Genomic DNA, 226 nt, shown 5'->3' with positions numbered 1-226 from the left:
CGTAAATACATTCAATACCTTTTAAAGTATTCTTTGCTGTATTGATACTTTGATACCTTGTCTTTCTTACTTTAATATGACGGTGATCTTGCTCAATGAGGTTATTCAGATATTTCGATGTACAATGACAGTCAGGTTTAAGTTTAAAAGCTTTAATTACTTTAGCCATTGCTACCTTCGTTGAAGGTGCCTGATCTGTAATTACCTTTTGAGGTTTACCAAATTG

1 protein-coding gene is annotated in these 226 nt (G+C 32.7%); it reads right to left on the bottom strand.

Translation table 11 applies throughout. The annotated features are described in order from the left end of the window. Positions 1-226, bottom strand: a 226-nt coding sequence (locus HMPREF2663_RS07035) for a DDE-type integrase/transposase/recombinase (RefSeq protein WP_070846095.1), incomplete at both ends; no start/stop codon positions are given.

This window comes from Staphylococcus sp. HMSC077D08 (assembly GCF_001837945.1).
In the GTDB taxonomy this organism is placed as follows: domain Bacteria; phylum Bacillota; class Bacilli; order Staphylococcales; family Staphylococcaceae; genus Staphylococcus; species Staphylococcus epidermidis.
Note: the sequence above shows the minus strand (reverse complement) of the source record. Positions and strands in the feature narration are given on the sequence as shown.